At 50.1% G+C, this 16,887-nt stretch carries 13 protein-coding genes; 10 read left to right on the plus strand and 3 right to left on the minus strand.

Going from position 1 to position 16,887, the window contains the following annotated elements:
* Nucleotides 1–76 precede the first annotated feature (76 nt).
* From IQ219_RS06405 to priA, 4 genes are all read left to right on the plus strand, one after another.
* Nucleotides 77–4,810, plus strand: coding sequence for an EAL domain-containing protein (locus IQ219_RS06405; protein WP_194072080.1), 4,734 nt, complete (start codon nt 77–79; stop codon nt 4,808–4,810).
* Between the two features lie 110 nt (nt 4,811–4,920).
* Nucleotides 4,921–5,268: a YtxH domain-containing protein gene (locus tag IQ219_RS06410; protein ID WP_199309807.1), complete on the plus strand. Its 348-nt coding sequence runs from the start codon at nt 4,921–4,923 to the stop codon at nt 5,266–5,268.
* 103 nt (nt 5,269–5,371) lie between these two features.
* Complete coding sequence (locus tag IQ219_RS06415; protein ID WP_194072081.1) at nt 5,372–5,785, plus strand: DUF948 domain-containing protein; 414 nt, start codon at nt 5,372–5,374, stop codon at nt 5,783–5,785.
* Between the two features lie 6 nt (nt 5,786–5,791).
* The gene (priA, locus tag IQ219_RS06420) at nt 5,792–8,287 is read left to right on the plus strand and encodes a primosomal protein N' (protein WP_194072082.1); all 2,496 of its coding nucleotides are present in this window, start codon (nt 5,792–5,794) and stop codon (nt 8,285–8,287) included.
* Nucleotides 8,288–8,442: 155 nt separating this feature from the next.
* Here the strand turns inward: priA and IQ219_RS06425 are convergent, their stop codons facing one another.
* Nucleotides 8,443–8,958 carry a GNAT family N-acetyltransferase gene (locus IQ219_RS06425; protein WP_194072083.1) on the minus strand — a complete coding sequence of 172 codons (516 nt, stop codon included), beginning with the start codon at nt 8,956–8,958 and terminating at the stop codon, nt 8,443–8,445.
* Entirely contained in the window at nt 8,951–9,235 is a 285-nt protein-coding gene (locus IQ219_RS06430; protein ID WP_194072084.1) for a DUF1778 domain-containing protein, read from the minus strand. The genes IQ219_RS06425 and IQ219_RS06430 overlap by 8 nt, the downstream gene beginning before the upstream one ends.
* A 108-nt stretch (nt 9,236–9,343) precedes the next feature.
* On the opposite strand from IQ219_RS06430, the gene IQ219_RS06435 reads away from it, so the two are divergent.
* Genes IQ219_RS06435 through IQ219_RS06445 form a run of 3 tightly spaced genes read left to right on the plus strand, consistent with a single transcriptional unit; the run spans nt 9,344 to nt 12,953 of the window.
* Nucleotides 9,344–10,606, plus strand: coding sequence for an AAA family ATPase (locus IQ219_RS06435; protein WP_194072085.1), 1,263 nt, complete (start codon nt 9,344–9,346; stop codon nt 10,604–10,606).
* Nucleotides 10,603–11,229 carry a retron system putative HNH endonuclease gene (locus IQ219_RS06440; RefSeq protein ID WP_194072086.1) on the plus strand — a complete coding sequence of 209 codons (627 nt, stop codon included), beginning with the start codon at nt 10,603–10,605 and terminating at the stop codon, nt 11,227–11,229. The genes IQ219_RS06435 and IQ219_RS06440 overlap by 4 nt, the downstream gene beginning before the upstream one ends.
* 2 nt (nt 11,230–11,231) lie before the next feature.
* Nucleotides 11,232–12,953, plus strand: a complete 1,722-nt coding sequence (locus tag IQ219_RS06445; RefSeq protein WP_194072087.1) for a DUF262 domain-containing protein — start codon at nt 11,232–11,234, stop codon at nt 12,951–12,953.
* 32 nt (nt 12,954–12,985) lie between these two features.
* On the opposite strand, the gene IQ219_RS06450 is transcribed toward IQ219_RS06445, so the two are convergent.
* Nucleotides 12,986–14,818, minus strand: a complete 1,833-nt coding sequence (locus tag IQ219_RS06450) for a phosphodiester glycosidase family protein (protein WP_194072088.1) — start codon at nt 14,816–14,818, stop codon at nt 12,986–12,988.
* Between the two features lie 203 nt (nt 14,819–15,021).
* Between IQ219_RS06450 and nusB the strand changes: the two genes are divergently transcribed.
* From nusB to IQ219_RS06465, 3 genes are all read left to right on the plus strand, one after another.
* Nucleotides 15,022–15,687, plus strand: coding sequence for a transcription antitermination factor NusB (gene nusB / locus IQ219_RS06455; protein WP_190599312.1), 666 nt, complete (start codon nt 15,022–15,024; stop codon nt 15,685–15,687).
* A 30-nt stretch (nt 15,688–15,717) separates the two neighbouring features.
* Nucleotides 15,718–16,191 (plus strand): DUF2996 domain-containing protein, encoded by a 474-nt coding sequence (locus IQ219_RS06460; RefSeq protein ID WP_338116520.1) that lies wholly within the window; start codon nt 15,718–15,720, stop codon nt 16,189–16,191.
* 45 nt (nt 16,192–16,236) lie between these two features.
* Nucleotides 16,237–16,887 (plus strand): cation:proton antiporter (locus IQ219_RS06465; protein ID WP_194072089.1); only part of this gene is annotated, 651 nt, incomplete at its 3' end.

The following is a 16,887-nucleotide window of genomic DNA, read 5'->3' on the forward strand; positions in this document are numbered from 1 at the left end:
CCCAGGAGGGGAGGTACTGCTGTTCAAGATGGTAGCTCCGGCATTTTTCCCTGGGTAATGTATCCCCAACTTCCCGATGTCTATCATTTCTCGCCCCCCGTCTTCTATTTTTCGCCACCATGGGCGGGGTTTTTGGCGGAAATTAATTTTATCTGGTCTGGTGTTTTTAATTATTCTGGGGGGATTGGGGGTGGCCCGCTGGCGCATGGAAAAAGTTGGTGAGCAGATGAGCCAAGACTTACTAGAACAAGTTGAAATGGTTTCCTCCAACCTTAATCCCCAACTTTTCCAGGAAATTACCTTCACTACAGAGGATCTAACGGATCCCCATTTTCAAAGACTGCACGATCAAATGATGGCCTATGCCCGGACCTTTGATAAGAGCAGTATCTACACCATGGTGATGCGGGGAGGGAAAATTCTCTTTGGCCCCGATAGTCTTAATCCTGGGGATTTGCTAGCTAATTTCCCCGGTGCTGTCTATCAAAATCCTCCAACGGCAATCAAGCAATTATTTGAGCCTCCAGCCAAAAAGTTAATCATTGGCCCCTACCACAGTGAACGGGGTAATTTTGTCTCGGCCTATGCCCCCATTCTCCAGCCCCGCTCCCCAGAGGTTTTGGTAATTGTCGCCATCAACGTTGAAGCTAGCCAGTGGAAAAGCCAATTACGGGAAAAAATTTGGGCCCCTTTGTTTTTTTGCCTGGGGTTGATTGTTGTAATTCTGGGGGGAGATTATCTACTACAATCTCGTCATCGTTGGGGGAGCAGATTTATTATTAATCAAGGGGAAGCTCTGGCCATGGCGATCGTGGGCTTATGTCTGACCTTAGCTACCATGGCCTTGGTTGAAGAAAATACTCTCTTAGTCAACCAAAGTAATTTCAATCAACTTGCCATTCCCCGGGCTACCCTGTTTGCCCAAAAGCTTTGGGAATTGCAAAATTATGGCCTTTCTAGCTTGACTGGTTTCTTTGAATCTAGTGAAGAGGTGACCCGTACGGAATTCACCCGCTTTACCTGGCCCATGGTTAGGCAATCTAGTATTCAGGCTTGGGAATGGATTCCTAAGGTTTTGGCGGCGGATAAGTCAGAGTTTGAGCGGCAAGCTCAAGAAGAAGGGTTAAAGGATTTTCGCATTTTTGAAGTCGATCGCCGGGGGGAGATGGTTCCAGTTGGGGGGCGGGATGCCTACTACCCAATTTTTTATGCAGAGCCCTTGGGGGGAAATGAAATGGCCCTGGGGTTTGATGTGAGTTCTAGGGGCCCCTCGAAAACAGCTTTGGATAATGCCCTAAAATCCGGACTTCCCAGTGCAACCGATCCTCTCACCCTTGTCCAAGAACGGGAAGAACAGAGGGGCGTTGTGGCCTATGCCCCGGTTTTTGCCGGTGGTAAGGTGGAAAATCCTCCCATGGGAGTGGCGGCGGTGGTGATCCGGCTAGATGCATTTTTGCGGCAAACCTTTGGGGAGATCAGCTATGGGGATAACTCCCTGGAGTTGGCATGGTTAGAACTTGATACGGAGCTAGCGCCCCAACTTTTAGCTTCATCTTCCCCTCTTCCTTTCTCCATCAGTTCTTGGCGGAGAGAACAGGGGGGCCACGATCGCCCGGGACTGTTTCAGATTTATCCCGTCTTTATTTTCGGTAAAACCTACGCCCTTTTGCTCTGGCCGGGGCCGGACTTTAACCAAAAACAGGCTGAGCGAGCGGCTCTGATCACATTTGTTGTTGGCACAGGTATTACTGCCCTGATTACGATCATTGTGTCCATTGTCACCAACAGTCAGGCCAATCTCACCCACCAGATCAGGCAAAAAACCAAAGAATTGCGGGAACGGATTAAGGAAATGGATTGCCTGGTGGCGATCGCCCAGATGGCCCAACAGCCGGATTTAGTTTTAGAAGAATTTTTGCAGAATACGGTAGAACTTTTGCCCCTGGCCTTCCACCACGACAAGCTAGCTTCCGCCCGCCTGACCTGGGGAAATACCCTCTACCAAACCACCGATTATCAAAAGACCAACTGTTGCTTGACTATTGATTTCCAGACAGAACATTTCCACCAAGGGCGTTTGGAAGTCTGCTACAGCGAAGGAAGGGATTTTTTACCCCAGGAAGAACAGTTACTCAGCACCATTGGCCAATTCCTTAGTCGTTTTCTGGAATCCCATTACACCGAAATTGTCCTGGAAAGAAACGAGCGCAATTACCGTGAAATCTTTAACTCTACCCACGAAGCCATTTTTATCCAAGATCTCCAAACTGGAGAAGTGATCGATGTTAACCAATCCATGCTCACTATGTACGGCTATGGCCACAAGGAGAGTGTGATAGGGAGTTCTATTCTAGATTTCAGTGCCCATAAACCAGGCAAGGCTGAAGCAGAGATTGAGAAAAAAATTCGCCAGGCGGGAAATGTCGGGCTACAGATGTTTGAATGGCTGGCCCGCAGACAAAATGGCAGCGTTTTTTGGACGGAAGTATCCATTCAGCCGACGGTGATCGATGGTAAAGCTCGCCTCCTGTCGGTGGTCCGGGACATTAGTGAACGCAAACAAAACCAGCGTCGCATTGAGCACCTTTCCCGTCTTTATGCCACCCTGAGCCAGGTTAACCGGGCCATCATCGAAAATCGAGAACGGGATGATTTGTTCCGGGCCATCTGTGACGTGGGGGTAAAAGTGGGCAAATTTCCCCTCATCTGGTTTGGGTTGATCGACTCTGAGAGTCAAGCCGTTATTCCCTATATTGCCTGCGGCCACACCACCGCCTACCTAGACAGTATCCACATCACTATCCGAGATGAACCCGCTGGTTGGGGTCCGGCTGGTACGGCTGTGAGGGAAGGGAAATTAGTAATCTGTTCTGACATTGCCCAAGATCCAAATATGGCTCCCTGGCGTGGAGGGGCAGTACGCTATGGTTTCCTCTCTGCTGCTTCAGTGCCCATTCGGGAAGGTAGCCAGGTGGTGGCAGTATTAACTTTGTATTCCCAGGAAGCGGAGTTTTTCACCGGAGACGAACAGGGTTTGCTCCAGGAAATTAGCGATAATATTTCCTTTGCCCTGACGGCCATTAAGTCGGACCAGAGCAAGCAGAAGGCCCAGCAGCAGTTGGCGGAAAATGAAGAAAGATTGAGGCTGGCCCTAGAGGTGGCAAACCAGGGCTTTTACGACCTCAACCTACAAACGGAGCAAGCTGTGGTTTCTCCCCAGTACGCTCAAATTTTGGACTACAACCCAGAAAACTTCCAAGAAACTCTTCAACTTTGGCTGGAGCGTATTCATCCCCAGGACCGGCAAAGGGTGGAGAAAAAATATAACAGTTACATTGGGGGGGAGATTCCCCGTTACGAAGTGGAGTACCGGCAACGGACTATGACCGGGCAATGGAAATGGCTCCTGTCCCTGGGAAAAATTGTCGAGTGGGATGCCCGTGGTAAGCCCCTGCGGATGTTGGGAATTTTAACTGATATTACGGAGCGCAAACGGGCCGAAGCCCAGATTAAAAGTCTGGCCTATTACGATCCCCTCACAGCTTTGCCCAATCGTCGCCTGTTGCTGGACCGCGCTAAAAATGCCCTAGCCCTGGCCCAGCGGTCTAAACATTACGGGGCGGTGATGTTGATTGATCTGGACGGCTTTAAAACCCTTAACGATGCCCGGGGCCATGACAGTGGCGATCGCCTATTGCAAATGGTGGCGAAAAGATTAACGGATAACCTGCGGGATTCGGATACGGTGGCCCGCTTGGGGGGGGATGAATTCATTGTGTTATTGCCGGAATTAGCCCATGACCGGGAAGTGGCAGCCCGGTTGGGGTTGGGGGTAGGGGAAAAAATTCGTCGGGCTTTGGCCACCCCTTTTACCCTGGAAACGGAACAGGTCCAGATCAGCGGCAGCATTGGCATTACCCTCTTTCCCAAAGTCAATGAAACCATTGCGGATTTGTTTAAGGAAGCGGATACAGCCATGTACCAAGCCAAAAAGGCCGGACGCAACAAGGTGTGTTTGTTTGAGTCGCAAATGCAGTTGGAAGTGGAGTCTCGCTTTGCCCTAGAGGCCGATCTACGCCACGCCCTGGGGAACAGGGAATTCCAGGTCTATCTCCAACCCCAGGTGGACCACCATGGAGTGTGGGTCGGGGCAGAAGCCTTACTAAGGTGGCACCATCCCACTCGGGGGTTCATTCCCCCCAATCTTTTCATTCCTATTGCGGAGGAGAATGGCCTGATTTGCGATCTTGGAGAGTTTGTGTTGAAGGAGGTGTGCCAATATTTAGCTCGGCTACAAAACCTTGGTTCTAAGCTCCACATTGCGGTTAATGTCAGCCCCCGACAATTTCGCCAGTCAAGCTTTGTGGATGATATGAAAGCTCTTTTGGCCCGCATTGCCATTGATCCTTCTCTTTTAACCCTGGAGGTGACGGAGGGGCTGATTGTGGAGGATACCCGTCAGGCGATCGCCACCATGTTTGAGTTGCAGGCTTTGGGCATAAACTTCTCGGTGGATGATTTTGGCACCGGCTATTCTTCCCTGGCTTACCTGAAGCAGTTACCCCTGAATGAATTGAAAATTGACCGTATCTTTGTCCAGGATGCCCCCACGGATTTGAACAATGCGGCCTTGGTGGAAGCAATTATCGGGGTGGCCCGTAACTTCGACTTGGCAATTATCGCTGAAGGGGTGGAAACCAAGGAACAGGTTGATTTTTTGGTCGAGCGGGGTTGCCATCTCTTCCAGGGTTATTTCTACGGCCGACCCATGGCGATCGAAGAATTTCATGCCCTTTTGCAAATTGATTAAAAATTGCCCACCGTTGATAAAAAATCCGCCCCGGCTCAACTCCGCCAAAAATCCCGACAGCATTTTCTCCCTGTCCACTAGAATGGGGGAAATTCTTTTTGCGGGGGAACATGGCCAGCAATAACAAAGGTGGCGCTCTGTTGGCAGGCATGGTAATTGGCGGTTTAGTGGGATCGGTGACAGGGCTCTTGTTGGCCCCCCGTTCCGGTAAACAGACCCGACAACTGTTGAAAAAATCTGCCGACGCCCTCCCCGATTTAGCGGAGGATTTGGCCACCACCCTGCAATTGCAGGCGGACTATCTTTCCGAGGCCACCCAACGCAACTGGCAGGGCACCTTAGAACGATTAAAAGAGGCGATCGCCGCTGGAGTGGAAGCCACCCAAACAACCGTTGTATCAGAGTCGGAACCAAAACCCAGGGACATTACAGCGGAAACCACTTTGGCGGATAACTAATTTTCATCAACGCTGCAGTTGGTTAACTCCCAGGTGGCTAAACCTAAAACTTTTCCCGCCCTAATCCCTTCCCCGTTGCCCCCCATCGACTTTTGCCGTACCTATGACCGAACCCCTTTTCTGGCTGGGTCTTTCCCTCACCATGGTGTCCATTAGCCTGACCGCTGTCCTGGTGGTGGCCCTACCAGCCCTCCAGGAGTTGGCCCGGGCGGCCCGCAGTGCCGAAAAGTTGTTTGACAGCCTCAACCGGGAATTTCCCCCGACCCTGGAAGCGATTCGTTTAACGGGCTTGGAAATTAGTGAGTTGACGGACGATTTGAACCAAGGGGTGAGAACGGTGGAAGACGTGGCCCAAACGGTGGACCGGGGGGTCACCATCACCAAAGAAGGGGCCAAAAAAGTACAAACTGGCTCAAAGCGTTTGCTAGCGGGGATGAAGGCAGCCTGGCATTCCTGGCAGGTCCATCCCACAGGGCATTTGGCAGTGGAGAGCAAGGGAAAAAATGGCAAAAAGTAAAACGGTATGATGGTTTCTCCCTTGGCCCTGGCGGAGTTGGGCTTTGACTATCGAGAAGAACATCAGGTGCGTCCCTGGGCAGTGGTGTTGGTGGATCTGCCCCAAACCGATGGCATTTACACCTATGCCATTCCCCCGGATTTAACGGTGCAGGATGGGGACATTGTGGCGGTGCCCTTTGGCAACCAACAGTTGGGGGGAGTGGTGGTGGGCTGTGTGGCCAGCTTGCCCCCGGATTTACCACCGGAAAAAATTAAGCCGGTCCAAGACGTAATCGTGTCGGGCTTTTTTGCGCCCCATTATTGGCAACTGTTGCATTGGTTGGCGGAATATTATTGTACGGAGTTAATCACCGTCATTCGCATGGCGTTGCCACCGGGATTACTCCAGCGTTCCCAGCGCCGCATTAAATTAAATGGCGATCGCCTGCCGTCGGATTGGCCCATGTTTTTGAGTCAACCGTCCCACCAGGGAGCAAGGCAAATTTTGACCCTACTGCAGTCTTCCAAAGAAGGGGATTACAGTTACCGTTATCTGCGGCAAAAAGTACCGGGACTAACCAAGGCGTTGCGGGATTTGCTCAAACGGCAATGGGTGGAAAGTTACCTAGAACCTCCCAAGGCGGTGCGGCCCCAGTTACCCAAAATGGTGACTTTGTTAAACTTCGACCCTAGCCTTAAACTGACGGAATTACAGGCCAGGGCCCTGACCGTGCTCAAAAACCAAGGGGGAGAACTCTGGTTAGCGGATTTGCTCAAAGCGGTGCCCTGTTCCGCCTCCACCATTCAATCTTTAGCCAAAAAAGGGCTAGTGGCGATCGCCGAACGGGAAAAATTACGGCTTTTGGGTCAACCGACGGTTAATGCCAGCCAAGCTCCAACATTAACCCCGGCCCAGGAGCAAGCCTGCCAAACCATCCGCCCCCTCCAGGGTTATCACCAAGTTTTACTCCACGGCGTTACCGGCTCCGGCAAAACGGAAGTTTATCTACAAATCTGTGGCGATCGCCTGGGCAACGGGCAATCGGTTTTAGTGTTAGTGCCAGAAATTGGTTTAACGCCCCAGTTAACCGACCGTTTTCGGGCCCGCTTTGGCCAGAAAGTGGCCGTGTACCATAGCGCCCTCTCCGCCGGGGAAAAGTACGACACCTGGCGCCAAACCCTGTTGGGCCATGAACAAATTATCATTGGCACCCGGTCCGCCATTTTTACGCCCCTGCCCAAATTAGGGCTGATAATCCTCGACGAAGAACACGACAGTAGTTTTAAGCAAACCCAGTCCAGCCCCAATTACCATGCCCGCACCGTGGCCCAACGCCGGGCCGAGCTGGAACAATGTCCCCTCATCCTCGGTTCTGCCACCCCTGCTTTGGAAAGTTGGCATACGGTTTATCAACATCAAGGCGACCCCCAACGGCATTACCTCGCGTTACCCGATCGGGTACAGTCCCGCCCCCTACCCCCGGTGAAAATTATTGATATGCGGGCGGAATTAAAACAGGGCAATCGCTCCATTTTCAGCCGAGCTTTGCAAACTGCCCTGGGGGAATTAAAAGCCAAACAACAGCAAGGTATTTTATTCATTAACCGCCGGGGGCACAGCACCTTTGTCTCCTGTCGCAGTTGCGGTTACGTGTTGGAATGTCCCAACTGCGACGTCTCCCTTTCCTATCACTACGTCCAGGGCAATGCCCAACCCCTCCTGCGGTGCCATTACTGTAACCATGCGGAAACCCAGCCCAAGGTTTGCCCAGAATGCTCCTCTCCCTATCTGAAATTTTTTGGCAGTGGCACTCAAAAAGTAACCGAAGCCCTCACCCAGGAATTTCCCGATTTACGTTGGATTCGCTTTGACAGTGACACCACCCGCAGAAAGGGAGCCCATCGGCAATTGTTGGATCAATTCAAACGGGGAGAAGCGGATTTACTGGTGGGAACTCAAATGTTAACCAAAGGGTTGGACCTGGCCCAAATTACGTTAGTGGGGGTGGTGGCCGCCGATAGTTTGCTCAATTTTGCCGATTACCGCTCTGCTGAGCGAGCTTTTCAAACCCTAACCCAGGTGAGTGGCCGGGCCGGCCGCGGGGAAGAACCAGGCCAGGTGATTATCCAAACCTATACTCCCCACCATCCCGTCATCCAAGCGGTCAAAACCCACAATTACCATGGTTTCATTGCCCAGGAGTTACCCCAACGGGAAATGTTAAATTATCCCCCCTACGGCAAGTTAATTCTGCTCCGTTGTCTGGGGACCAATGAAAAAGAAGTGGAAAACACCATTCAGGCGATCGCCGCTTTGTGCGAACAACTTTTACCCAAGACAGTAGAAATTTTAGGCCCGGCCCCGGCCAGTATTCTTCGCATTGCCCAACGGTACCGCTGGCAGTTCTTAATTAAATATCCCAGTTCTATGAAGGTAATTTTACCCCTGGAGAAAATTAAACAAATCTGTCCTAACTCCGTTTACTTAGATATTGACGTGGACCCCCTTAGCATTGATTGAGAGTAATTTGCAACTTGCTTCACTTCTAGGATTTAATTTTTGGTAAATGTTCTATCCTTAAAATTTGCCAAGACTTTGCCTGGTTTCTGGGAATTTATACCACTGCCTTTTTAACCCAAATTTACCAAACTCCTCACAAAAACTCCCTGGCTCATCTAAATTCCCGCCGTCTTAACAATATCCTTGACCAACAAATATAAATGACATTCCGACAACGGCGATCGCTCAAAATCATAGCGTTCATAAAACGCCGCCGCTTCCTCATCCTTGGCATGGACGGCGATCGCCCTTGCTCCAATTTGCTCGACCACATTTAAACACCGTAACAACGCATCCTTTAACAAACCTTTCCCCAGCCCCAGACCTTGATAACGCCGATCCACCGCCAACCGCGCCAAAACAATCACCGGAATGGGATATTTTCCCAAACCCTTACTCACCCTCGGTGGTACGGCTTCATGCTCCACCGCCCCCGCCACCAAACTATAAAAACCAATCACCTGCCCAGCCTCCCCCAACGCTACAAAGGTTTTGGCACTGTGGTTACGGCTATTGGTCAACGCATATTTCTGCAAGAACAGATTCAGTTCGGAAACACCCCAATCAAAACTCCCCAGCTCATGGCCAGGCTCCAAGACGATCGGGGCCTGGAATGATTTTCTTTTAGTCATCAAACACCCCAGGCTCTGTTAATAAAGCCCGCAAACGGGGTAAAGATTTCGGAGGTGATTCCAATGCTATACAAAAGTCATCCCATGCCTGATCCGATAGGGAAAATAGTTGCTGATTTCCCACCACTGCCAACGCGGCTTGATAGGACTGCTCCAAGATAAAACTTGTCATCGAGGTCTGCTTAATTTGGGACGCTTGCTGGATTGTCGCTTTTTGCCGTTGGGTTAAACGCAACTGCACACGCTCGTCTCTAGTGTGGGAAACTTTGCTATTCATAACTTGTTAACAGGGATTGTTAATGCCCATTAGTTGTGCTCACATTGTACATTACAATGAAGAGGCTTTTCATGGCTTCTGCCATTTAACAGGTATTCAACCGCAACCATGCACATCAAAACCCTAAGCCTGCACAATTATCGTGGAGCGCAGTCCTTGACAATGGAGTTGCAGCCCCACTTAAACGTGCTGGTGGGTTGTAATGGAGCGGGGAAATCCACCATTCTTGATGCGATCGCCCTCATGCTGTCCTGGACAGTTAGTCGAATTCAAGGACTCCAGAAAAAACGAGATTCAATCTCGGAAGAGGATATTAAAATTGACGAACCCAATGCTTCAATTGAAATAAGTTTGATTGACGATGATAAACAAGTGAAATGGTTAGTTGGCAAAAGGCGTCAAGGTTCTTCTTCTTCTCTTAATTTTAGCGATTGTGCTTTATTGAATAAGTACGTAGAAAAAATACAAGCTAGTATCATAGCTACAAAAGGCAAGACCTATATACCAATATTTGTTTTCTACCCCGTAGGCCGGGCTGTAAACAAAATTTCTTTAAAACCTAGACAGAACCAGACTTTTGATTTGATGGAAGCCTATGATCAAGCCTTAATAGGAAGTTCCACATTCATGGCATTTTTTCAGTGGTTCCGGGAACGAGAAGATTTAGAAAATGAAAGTCGAAAGTTTTTAACCCATTCTCAAGATTTTAGTCCAGATCCTCAATTGGAAGCAGTTCGTAATGCTCTAAAACATTTCCTACCTGACTTTGAAAATTTAAACGTGAGACGAAACCCTCTCAGAATGGAAATTCAAAAGTGGGGACAATTCTTTACTATTAATCAACTCTCAGATGGAGAAAAATGTTTGATTGCAATGATTGGTGATATAGCTCGACGATTAGCGATCGCCAACCCCATCGGGAACCCACTAGAGGGAAAAGGCATTGTTTTGATTGATGAAATCGATCTGCATCTCCATCCCACTTGGCAGCGAATGATTATTCCTCAACTCGTTAACGTGTTTCCCCACTGCCAATTTATTGTTTCTACCCATTCCCCCCATGTCTTAACCCATGTCCAACCTGACAATATTTTTCTCCTGACCCAAACTCTCGATAACATAACCGTGACTCAACCCAGTGCATCCTACGGGAAAACGGTAGACCGAATTTTAGAAGATCTAATGGGTTTAGACACCACCCGACCCCAGCAAGTGAGTCAGGATCTTCATCGCATTTACGAACTCATCGATCAAGGGGAACTCCCCACAGCAAAACAGGCTATTACGGACATGAAAGTGGCGATCGGTAACGACCCTGAATTGGTCAAAGCCGAGGTACTAATTCGACGCAAGGAGATCATTGGTCGATGAAATATATCCAAAAACAAGCGGAACCACCGGAACTCCAACGATGGAAACAACAAAGCAACGACCATTGGCAGCCAAGGTATGCAGACCTGGGCAGTGACCTTAAACGAAGGATTAAACAAGCCTTAATGCAAGAACAAGGCTATCTCTGCTGTTACTGTGAACAAAAACTAGACCTAGAAGATTCCCACATCGAGCATTTTCGCCCCCAAAGTGATCCTGAGGTTGACCCCCTGGATTTTAACAATCTGCTCTGCTCCTGCCAAAACCAAAATAAAAAAGGAGAACCCCGTCATTGCGGCAACCTCAAAGATAATTGGTTTGACCCAGCATTATTAATTTCTCCCCTTGACCCTAAGTGTGAAACATCGTTTAAATTCACTGCCGATGGTTATATCCAGCCTCGCCATGAGCAGGATCAAGCTGCCATTACCACCATCACGAAACTAGGGTTAGACATTCCCGCATTACGGGCCTTGCGCCGACAGGCGATCGAACCTTTTCTGGACGAATCTCTCTCAGTGGAAGAGTTTAATTTATTCGTGCAGAAATATTTACTGCCTTCATCAGCCGGCGATTTTAACCCCTTTTGGTCAAGTATTTATTGTTTATTTAGGGGGAGGTAAAGATGGCAACATTAAATTTCAACACCACTAACTCCACCTTCCGCCAATTACTAGGCAATGGACTGAGCTACCACGTTCCCCCCTTCCAGCGGGACTATTCCTGGGGGGACGACGAATGGGACGATCTCTGGCAAGACATTACTGCCCTCTTTGAAACAGACGGTGAACCGGCTCACTACATGGGCTATTTGGTACTGCAGTCTTCCGATAGCAAACGCTTCGACATTATTGATGGTCAACAACGGCTAACCACTATCAGCATTATGATTTTGGCGGGGCTAAGCCACTTGAAAGACTTAATCAATGCTGGGTTAGATGCTGACAACAACCGCCGTCGTCAAGAACAACTACAAAATAGCTACATCGGTTACCTCGATCCGGTCAGTCTCATTGCCCAGCCCAAATTACGACTTAATCGCCACAATGATCGCTTTTATCAAATCTACCTGGTTCCCTTAGAACATATTCCCCAACGGGGACTCAATGCTTCCGAACACCAACTCAGAAAAGCCTTTGATTGGTTCAAAGACCGCATTAAAACACGAATAGGCAACCAACTCGACAGTGGACAGAACTTTGCCGCCTTCATTGACGCCCTGGTGGATAAACTTTTTTTTACTGTCATCACTGTCACCGACGAACTTAATGCCTTCAAGGTCTTTGAAACCTTAAACGCCAGAGGGGTACGCCTTTCCGCCACCGACCTATTGAAGAATTATTTATTCTCTCTGATCAGCACTGCACAAACCCACGAAACGGAAATGCGGGCTTTAGAAGAGCAATGGGAACGAATTGTGGGACTACTAGGTAGTGAAAGCTTTCCCGAATTTCTGCGGGTATTTTGGAATAGTCGGCACAAATTAGTACGTAAATCCGACTTGTTTAAAACCATCCGACGACAGGTCACTAGCCGGGAAAATGCCTTTGGCTTGGTTCGTAGCCTCGATCAGTGTGCCGCTATCTATGCGGCTCTCCGGGATCCCCAAGATCCAACCTGGAACCCAGAAGAAAAACAGAGTCTCCAGCAATTATTGATGTTTAGCGTGCGCCAACCCTTGGCCATGCTTCTGGCTTGCCATCGTCATTTCTTCGACTCAGATCGAGATACTTTTACCCGTATCATTAGGGCGATCGCCATCATTTCCTTTCGCTACAACGTTATTTGTAACCTGCAAAGCCATGACCAAGAACGTCTTTACAATGACATTGCCGTCAAAGTTTCTAACCAAACCTATGTTACCTATCAACAGGTACTGATGGCTTTACAAGCCGTTTATCCCGACGATGATCAGTTTAAAAATGCCTTTGCGGCCAAAGAACTCCGCACCACCTACAGTCGCAATAAAAAGGTTGTTCGTTACATTATGTTTGCCATCGAGAAACAAAAATCGGGTCAAGCCTTTGATTTTGAAAGCGCCACCTACAACCTGGAACATATTCTGCCCGAAAATCCTTCCATCGCTTGGTCTGCCATTGAAGAAGTTAAACAGGACCGCTTAATTTACCGGCTCGGCAATATGACTCTCCTCAAAACGGCCCGTAATCGGGATCTGGGCAATGGAGATTATGAAACAAAACGGGCTGTCTATGCCCAAAGTGATTTCCAAATTACCCGGGCGATCGCCGAACATTACGATATGTGGGATGAACTAAAAATTGAATCTCGACAAAAACACTTGGCTAAAATAGCGGCTGGCATCTGGCGGATTGACTTTGGCAGTTGACTTGAATTCCCGAAAAAGGCACTGATTCGGGCTTAACGGACAAACACCCCAATGGCATTGCTGACCCGGGCTGCCGTCACTGGAGATCGATCCAACAATTGACCCCCCAGGGCTAGGGAAGTGGAACTGCCGCCATCCAAATTCAAGGCATTCACTGCCCCCAACTGTTGCAAAATTTGGGCAAATTCCCCCAAGCTAGCTCCCGCTCCCCCCACCCGGTTATGGCTAGCCACCAGCATAATATTGCCGTTTCTGTCCACGGCGATCGCACTGCGGGAAGCCCGTTGCTGTTGAAAGGCACTGGAAAAACCTTCCCCTGCTGGGTTGAGCACAATGCGTCCTTGGTCAATCAATAGCGGCCCTGCGCCCATGCCGTGGGGAAAACCATTAAACGCTTCCGGTGTTGATCGCCCATTGACATTGATAGTGGTGCCTACGGCTAAAACTCTGGCGGGAATTTGGTTACCCCGGTCAATGATTAAATAACCGTCGCTGGGGATGGGCATTTGCTGTTGTCCCGCTTTGGGCAAGGGATATTGGGCAGTGACTTGGTTATTTTGCACCACATAAACCTGTTCGTTATCACTGAGGGAAATATAAGTTGGCCCCCAGGCGGGGGTATAGCGGGCAATGCCCCGTTGTACATAGCCACTATTGAGATAATTGGCGGTTAATCGTTGTCCCGATGCAGTGGTAATAATTTCCGAGAGGGAGAGGCGGCCAAAGGTGGTTTGTCCTTGGTCATTCCAGGCGATCACCCCCCGGTTCAGAATGGGTCCCGATCGCCAATTTTGCTGACTCCACACCGCCCCTAGGGGAAGTTGATTATTGCGGTTGAAAAAGCCCGCATTGATGGCCACCGCCGCCTGTTGATCCCTGGCAATGGTTACTAAGGGAGCAGTGCCCTGGGCCATGGTGGGGTTAGCCATTAAAGGTCGTAGGGAAATGGCCGGCGATCGGGGATTAACGGTGACAGTGGTGACGGGAAACTGACCCCCAGCAATGTTGACAAAGCGTTGTTGCCAAGTCACGCCTTCTGCCCAGTTGATGGTTTTTACTGGGGGAGCATCGGCCCGGGCATCGATCACCAGCCGTAGGGGGGCAGTGAGGGTAATAACTTGGAGCTTGTAGCCCACGGGCAATTGAAAATGGACTTTACTGCTGGAGCCCAATCTTTCCAGGCGATAACGAATTTGTTGCCCGCCGCTGGTTTTGCCGCCCAGATCGTCCTGGTCAATGGCTTGTAGGCCGGGGGCGTTGGCATTGCCTTGGCCACCGATGGTACTGCTGGCGTTAATGGTTAAAACCGCTTCTTCCTTAGCTTGGCTCACTTGCCAAAAAGCCGGTCGGCTCAGTTCCAGCACTACCCTTTCCCCCCAGGGTTGCCTGCCGTCCCGCACCGTCAGAATTTGGGCATTGGTATTGGGCATGATCAGGGTATTGCCCTGGGACTGCACTGTACCCAATGGTTGCAATAGGGGAGTTACATCTAAGTAACGGTTGGGGGCCACAAAGCGGGCGTTTAAAGTTTGGCGATCGCCGCTGAACCATTGCACCGGTTGTTGGTTGGGATTAGCGTTATCGAGGAGATCCAGCCCCAAAAACTGCATGGCCCCGGTATCCCCCAGGCCCGTGCGGATCTGTCCCCCTTCCTGCCATTGGCCCCAGGCGACGGGGTAGGATTTGCCGTCAATGCTAATTTGATTGCCCTGTTGGGTAAAACCTGGGGGGGATTGGGCCACCACCGGACTGGCCAACAAAAGTTTCAGCCCCAGCATTACCACCAGGGTGAGCAAAAACAAGCGTGAAAAACTCAACCAATTTCTAGTCCAATTAACCATTTTCAGCAAATCCCCTAGGGCCATGGAGCTATTCTGCCACTAATACACAATTTGCCCAATCCTTTGGTAGCGCTCTAGTACATCGCCAACCCATGGGCATTGGTGAGTTGAATAGTAATCGCAATTGGGCCGGCGATCGCCAAGACCTGGGCCAGATTGTCCAAGTAACCAACAATGGGCATAGGATCAGAGAAAGTATTGCTCCTGATTTGCTGAGAATTGAACCTATGCTTCCCCGTCAACAACCCCGCCGTGTGGCCCGAGAACTGTCCTTGTTGAGCCTGAGCCAATTGAGCCGCAAGGATACCAAGCCCGAAACCTTGGAGCAAGGCGACCTGGAAGCATTGCTGTTGGCCGCCACCCGCACCTTGAGTGGGGAAGTCCATGAAATTTTAGAAACAGCCTCGGCAGAATTGAGTCGTAGCCATGAACGCTTGTTAAACAGTGAAATTCGGGCCAATAACCTCAACAGTGCGAAGGCCATGTTGGAAGAAGCCATGACCCTAACGGAAACTGTGATTAATCGTCTAGCCCTAGCAGTGGATTTGCCGGAAACGTTGCAATTGGCCGGGCAAATGGAAGTACGGAAATTTGCGTTGGAATTAATTGGCACCGTCTGTCGCCGCCGTCAGCAAATCGATGAGCAACTGCAAGAAGCCATGGTGGACTGGCAACTGTCCCGCCTGGCCAAAATTGATCAAGATATACTGCGCCTGGCGATCGCCGAACTGGATTACCTCGGTGTGCCCCAAAAAGTAGCCATTAACGAAGCGGTGGAGTTGGCCAAACGCTACTCTGGCCAGGATGGTCACCGTTTTATCAATGGGGTCTTGCGTCGGGTCACGGAAAAAAAGACTAATGGAGCCCCCGTTACCCCTGGTGAACCCCGTTAATATTTGTTATTTTTTTTGTGGTTGCCCCCAGTGGCGCTCACTCCCTTTTCCCTATCATGGCGATCGCCCCCCAAATTAATGACAGAAGCCAAAGCCCCCGCTGAAAAGAAAGCTAAACCCCCCGCAGTAGAAGATAAGCCCTTCACCGAATTCATCCAGCAAGATTTTCTCCCCGCCCTCCAAAGTGCCCTCGGTAAAATTGGTCTGGGTCAGGTGTCCCTCGATTTTAACCAAAAACCCCTAGCCATCCCCGGCGCCGACAACACTGCCTACTGGCAAGTACAAGGCACCTGGAGCGGCGATCGCCAGATTGCGAAACAATTCAGCCTCTATTTCTTCCAAGAAGACATCAAAGGACCCAAAGGCTTTGCCTACAGCGTTGATAATCGTCCCCCCAGCACCCTGGAGTCCTTTATGATTGACGAGCGCAAAGTCACCCTTGATTTGATGGTGCTCTACATCCTACAGCGGTTAAATGGCCAAAAATGGTTAGGGGGCAACTAGCCCAGGCATAGTCACCACCCATTATGGGGGATACCACCAAGCATAATGATTAGATATTTGGCTGTCAGTGCGGAAATCAATATAGATAAGCTTCCTGCAGAGCCAGAATCAGCCCTAGGCAACCTCGCCATCACCACCTTGGTGGAGAATCTGATCGTTCTGCTGTTGGTAGCCACCTTGGTGGCCCTGGTGGCCCGCTGGCTCAAAATTCCCTACGTGGTCGGTTTAGTGTTGGCGGGTTTGGCCATCCCCCGTCACCTTTCCATCGGTCTGAATCCCGAATTAATTTTCAACTTATTTTTGCCCATCCTGATTTTTGAGGCGGCCATTAACACCGACATTAGCCGCCTGCGTAGCACCATTAAACCCATTGCCCTATTGGCGGGGCCGGGGGTGATGCTTTCCTCGGCCATTACTGCCGTGTTATTGAAGATAGGGCTTGGTTTAGCCTGGATTACCGCCGCTGGGGTCAGCGTGATCTTGACTATCACCGACACCGTTTCCGTCATTGCTGCTTTTCGGACAGTGCCCGTGCCCCGGCGTTTAGCCACCATTGTGGAAGGGGAAAGCTTGCTCAATGACGGGGTGGCCATGGTGCTGCTCAGTGTCATTACCACCATCCATGTTCAGGGAACCTTTACCCCAGGGCAAGGCATTAGGCAAATGTTTATTGCTTTTGTGGGGGGGGGTTTACTG

It is taken from the genome of Synechocystis sp. LEGE 06083, assembly GCF_015207725.1.
GTDB classification, from domain to species: Bacteria; Cyanobacteriota; Cyanobacteriia; order Cyanobacteriales; family Microcystaceae; genus Synechocystis; species Synechocystis salina.

Bases quoted from the DNA above. Each gene is read 5' to 3' on its own strand.
- IQ219_RS06405 (WP_194072080.1), top strand. From the start codon at position 77: ATGTCTATCATTTCTCGCCCCCCGTCTTCTATTTTTCGCCACCATGGG.
- IQ219_RS06410 (WP_199309807.1), top strand. From the start codon at position 4,921: ATGGCCAGCAATAACAAAGGTGGCGCTCTGTTGGCAGGCATGGTAATT.
- IQ219_RS06415 (WP_194072081.1), top strand. From the start codon at position 5,372: ATGACCGAACCCCTTTTCTGGCTGGGTCTTTCCCTCACCATGGTGTCC.
- priA (WP_194072082.1), top strand. From the start codon at position 5,792: ATGATGGTTTCTCCCTTGGCCCTGGCGGAGTTGGGCTTTGACTATCGA.
- nusB (WP_190599312.1), top strand. From the start codon at position 15,022: ATGCTTCCCCGTCAACAACCCCGCCGTGTGGCCCGAGAACTGTCCTTG.
- IQ219_RS06430 (WP_194072084.1), bottom strand. From the start codon at position 9,235: ATGAATAGCAAAGTTTCCCACACTAGAGACGAGCGTGTGCAGTTGCGT.
- IQ219_RS06445 (WP_194072087.1), top strand. From the start codon at position 11,232: ATGGCAACATTAAATTTCAACACCACTAACTCCACCTTCCGCCAATTA.
- IQ219_RS06440 (WP_194072086.1), top strand. From the start codon at position 10,603: ATGAAATATATCCAAAAACAAGCGGAACCACCGGAACTCCAACGATGG.
- IQ219_RS06435 (WP_194072085.1), top strand. From the start codon at position 9,344: ATGCACATCAAAACCCTAAGCCTGCACAATTATCGTGGAGCGCAGTCC.
- IQ219_RS06425 (WP_194072083.1), bottom strand. From the start codon at position 8,958: ATGACTAAAAGAAAATCATTCCAGGCCCCGATCGTCTTGGAGCCTGGC.
- IQ219_RS06450 (WP_194072088.1), bottom strand. From the start codon at position 14,818: ATGGCCCTAGGGGATTTGCTGAAAATGGTTAATTGGACTAGAAATTGG.